This window comes from Clostridium sp. HV4-5-A1G (assembly GCF_900184915.1).
Classification (GTDB): Bacteria; Bacillota; Clostridia; order Clostridiales; family Clostridiaceae; genus Clostridium_B; species Clostridium_B aromativorans.
In genome coordinates this window covers 1-3755 of the sequence record NZ_FXYI02000252.1, presented here as the reverse complement: position 1 = coordinate 3755, position 3755 = coordinate 1, and the positions used below count along the sequence as shown (strand labels likewise).

Sequence of the window (3755 nt, the reverse complement as noted above, 5' to 3'; positions counted from 1 at the left end):
TACGGCGACCACCGAGATCTACACTTATAGCTTCGTCGGCAGCGTAAGATGTTTATAAGATACATGCAAAATACATTTAAATATTTTTAGAATTAAGAAAGGAAAATCTATCACCATGATGAATAAAAAATTCCTCTATATAGCTTTAATTATATTAATTTTTACTTTTGGACTCATTTACTTCAATAGCCCTCTTAGATCTAATAGAAATTATCCTATAATAACGGGAAGCTTTATACAGCTGGATATGACACAACATTGGAATAGCAATGACTGGAAAAATGAATTGAATTATCTCAAAGAAAATAAAATGAAATATATAATAATAACAAACGTGTCCCAAACTCAAGGGAATATAACAAATACTTGCTATAAAAATAATATCTCTGGATATAAAAAAATATATGGGAATATAGATCCTGTGGAATTATGTTTAAAAAATGCGGAGCACCTAAACATGAAAGTTTTTATAGGACCTAATTTTAACACTGACTGGTGGCAGGTACCTGCAGACAACCACCTGTGGCTAAACTCACAGATGGAAAGAGCTAACGTTGTAGCCGATGATCTGTATAAAAAGTATCATTCTAAATATCCAAATGCCTTCTACGGGTGGTATTTCCCCTACGAAGTCGACAACGCCAAATACACTAAAATAAGTGAATTTAAAAATTTAGCCAATGCCATTAATATTCACATAAACCATCTTAATTCCAAAGGAGAGCGTCTTCCTATACTATTATCTCCATTTATGAATTCATCTGCTGGTACTGCTAATCAATATTCTTCAAATTGGCAGTACCTATTTTCAAAAACCAATTTTAAAAAGGGGGACATATTTTGCCCACAAGACTCTGTAGGAAGTGGAAGATTAAATTTAGAGGAAGTCAATTCTTGGTATACTGCCTTAAAAAAAGCTGTAGCTAAAAAACCTGGCATGTTATTTTGGTCAAATGCCGAAAATTTCGACTATGTAAATAATTCCAGTGTACCTTTAGACAGATTCCTAAAACAACTCACATTGGAGAGCCCCTGTGTAGACAACATAATATGCTTTTCCTACAGTCACTATTACAGTCCCAATAATATAGACAGTGGATTTAATAAAGCATATTCATATTATGTAGAGCACGGAAAACTCCCTTATAAAAAATTAGACAGTCCTCAAAATTTAACTATAACAACTGTGGAAAATAACAAATTCAAAATAAGCTGGTCTGTTCCCAAAAACACCGATAACATATGCGGCTACGAAATATATAGGGACAATATTTTGATTTCAAGAATTATGCTTCAGAGAAAATATGGTGGCAACCCCAACGGGTTTTCAAAATCTATTATAGACATGCCTTTGTTAAAAGAGAATACAAAATCCTGCACTTATACAGTAAGATCCCTTGGATTTTCAGGGAATGTTTCAAAACCTTCGAATTCAGTATCCGTTAATATTGATACTTTCGCCAAATTACCACATTTGCTTTCTAAAAACTGCAAGTACTCTATTACGCCTTTGCCCCATGAAAAGTATAATGATGTACATTTTATCAAACTCACAGATGGTAAATACTCTTCTATAAACTCTTTAAAGAGCAGTGACTTCGTAGGATGGTATAACGATCCTATAGATATAAATATAGATTTAGGCAAAATACAACCCGTACAGCAATTCGTAGTGGATTATCTCAGAGATCCTATTCCCTGGGCTGAACTCCCTGAAAGGGCTTCTATTGGTATATCTGAAGATGGAATAAATTTTACCCCCGTAGGACTGTTGAGAATACCTTCTGTACCTTTTTCGGATAGAAATGGCTCAAGATATCCCATATATCTTACCTTAGACAAGCCTATAAATGCCCGATATATAAAGCTTACTTCCATCACTAAACCAAACTATTATACTTTCATAGATGAATTTGAAATAAGAAATTAAACATTTATACACTAATTGTTGACAATGTATCTTATAAATATTATAATCTTAGAATGAAGATTTATGATATTAAAACTGTATAAATTTATAAGACCATGAAGAGAAGAGTAAATATAGAATCTATTCAAAGCGAATTGGTAATGGTGGAAGTCCAATATAGATCTATATCGAAGAACATCTCGGAGTTTCTAACCGAAATCTTTCGTGAAAGTAGGCTTAGAGGTAATCAGTACCTTAAAGTGAAAGATAATAAAATATATGTTGTTATCTTAAAGTTGGTCATATTTTATGGCAAATTGGGTGGTACCGCGAGTAAAGTCTTTCGTCCCTTTAAGGACGAAGGGCTTTTTTTATTAATAATTCAAAATATAATATGTTTACAAAGGAGGACACTATGAAAACAACATTAGTAAAATCTCTGTACAGGGAAAGTGAAAAATTTTCGGGCAAAAATATTCAAATTTCAGGCTGGATTAGAACTATAAGAGACTCTAAATCATTTGGATTTATAGAATTAAACGACGGATCATTTTTCAAGAATATTCAAATAGTTTTTGATAATACACTTGAAAATTTTAAACAGATATCAAAATTGGCCATTAGCTCATCACTCTTAGTTGAAGGTATATTAGTTCTTACTCCAGATGCAAAACAGCCTTTTGAACTTAAAGCCAGTAAAATAATTTTAGAAGGCAATTCAGCTCCAGATTATCCGCTTCAAAAGAAAAGACATACTCTTGAATATTTGAGAACTATAGCTCATTTAAGGCCTAGAAGCAATACTTTTTCTGCAGTATTTAGAGTTCGCTCTATAGCAGCCTATGCCGTCCATAAATTCTTTCAAGAGAGAGGTTTCGTATACGCAAATACTCCTATAATAACGGGAAGTGACTGTGAAGGCGCCGGTGAAATGTTTAAAGTAACTTCATTTGATCTAGGCAGCATACCTAAAAAAGAAGATGGAACCGTAGATTTTTCCAAGGATTTTTTTGGCAAGGAAACTAATTTAACTGTAAGCGGTCAGCTATCTGCTGAAACCATGGCCCTGGCTTTCAGAAACGTATACACTTTTGGACCCACATTTAGAGCCGAGGACTCAAATACAGCAAGACATGCTGCTGAATTTTGGATGATAGAACCAGAAATGGCTTTCGCTGAACTAAAAGATTATATGGACGTAGCTGAAGATTTAGTAAAATATGTGATAAAATACGTACTTGAAAACGCTCCTGAAGAAATGGAATTTTTTAATTCATTTATAGATAAAGATCTATTTAATAGGTTGGATAATGTAGTTAACTCAAGTTTTGACAGAATAACTTATACTGAAGCTGTAGATATCCTTAAAAAAAGCGGAGAAAAATTTCAGTATCCAGTGGAGTGGGGAATTGATCTCCAAACAGAACACGAAAGATATTTAACTGAAAAAGTATTTAATAAACCTATATTTGTAACTGATTATCCAAAGGAGATAAAGGCCTTTTATATGAGACAAAATGAGGATGGAAAGACAGTAGCTGCTGCCGATCTATTAGTTCCAGGAGTTGGTGAAATAGTTGGGGGAAGCCAAAGAGAAGAAAGATATGATGTACTGGAAAAAAGAATAGAGGAACTCGGCCTCAATAAAAAAGACTACTGGTGGTATTTAGAACTTAGAAAATACGGGGAGACAAAACATTCTGGCTTTGGGCTGGGATTTGAAAGAATAATTATGTATATAACTGGAATGTCCAACATAAGAGACGTAATACCATTCCCCAGAACTACTGGTTCTGCTGAATTTTAATATATAAATTTATACTTTTAAAATAAATAAGGAAAGGTT

Annotated in this window: 2 protein-coding genes and 1 other annotated feature; both genes read left to right on the top strand. The window is 33.3% G+C overall.

Features of this window, described 5'->3' with window-relative positions:
* Positions 1 to 115: 115 nt before the first annotated feature.
* The gene (locus J5G60_RS17205) at positions 116 to 1930 is read left to right on the top strand and encodes a DUF4434 domain-containing protein (RefSeq protein WP_150358000.1); all 1815 of its coding nucleotides are present in this window, start codon (positions 116 to 118) and stop codon (positions 1928 to 1930) included.
* Between the two features lie 86 nt (positions 1931 to 2016).
* Positions 2017 to 2263 (top strand) — a binding site (T-box leader).
* Positions 2264 to 2324: 61 nt separating this feature from the next.
* Complete coding sequence (gene asnS / locus J5G60_RS17200) at positions 2325 to 3716, top strand: asparagine--tRNA ligase (protein ID WP_150357999.1); 1392 nt, start codon at positions 2325 to 2327, stop codon at positions 3714 to 3716.
* Positions 3717 to 3755: the final 39 nt, after the last annotated feature.